Here is a 780-nt window from a genome sequence, read left to right as displayed (position 1 = left end):
CGGCCACGCGGGGCGGCCGGCGTGACCGCGCCACGCGCGCCGCGGTGGCGGGAGGTCCGCGCGGCGTACTTCGCCTTCGACCGGTTTCCCTCCAGCAAGGGCTCCGCGGTGCACATCGGGCAGATGGCGGCCGCGCTGTTCGAGGAGTTCGGCGGCGGCCTGCTCGGCGTGCTCGGCGGGGGCGCCCTGCCGCGCTACCAGTGGGAACCGGACCGCGGCGTCGAGATCGCCCGGTTCGGCGAGCGGATCCCCAACCTGATCGACCGCGCGGAGGCCTACTCCGCCTGGGTCGCCGCGCACCTGGCGCCGCACGCCGCCACGCTGCGGGTCTGTCACGTTCGCGACCCGTGGAGCGCCCTGCCCGTCGTGACGGCGCCCGGCCGGCGGTACCGCGTGGTGTACGAGGTGAACGGGCTGCCCTCCATCGAACTGGCCCACACCTGGCCCTCGGCGCCGCCGGCCACGCTCGCCCGGATCGCCGGGTTGGAGGACCGCTGTCTGGAGCGGGCGGACGCGGTCGTCGTGCCCTCGGGAGTGATCGCGTCCGCGCTCGCGCGGCGGGGCGTGCCCGAAGACCGGATCCACCTGGTGCCGAACGGCGCCGACGTGCCGCCCGAGACGCCGCGCCCGCACGACGCGCCGGAGCGATACGTCGTCTACGTGGGCGCGCTGCAGCCGTGGCAGGGGCTCGACGTGCTGCTCCGCGCGTTCGCCCGGCTCGCCGACCTGACCGGGCTCCGGCTCGTCATCTGCTCGTCCGTGCCGGAACGCCGCGCCCGG

At 76.5% G+C, this 780-nt stretch carries 1 protein-coding gene; it reads left to right on the top strand.

All coding sequences use genetic code 11. The features are described 5' to 3' along the window. Nucleotides 1-21: 21 nt before the first annotated feature. Nucleotides 22-780: glycosyltransferase (locus tag ACFFNX_RS51670; RefSeq protein WP_378213854.1), on the top strand; the 759-nt coding region annotated here is incomplete at its 3' end.

Source organism: Actinoallomurus acaciae, from assembly GCF_042429965.1.
Taxonomy (GTDB): Bacteria; Actinomycetota; Actinomycetes; order Streptosporangiales; family Streptosporangiaceae; genus Actinoallomurus; species Actinoallomurus acaciae.
This window is presented reverse-complemented; position numbering and strand designations above follow the sequence as displayed.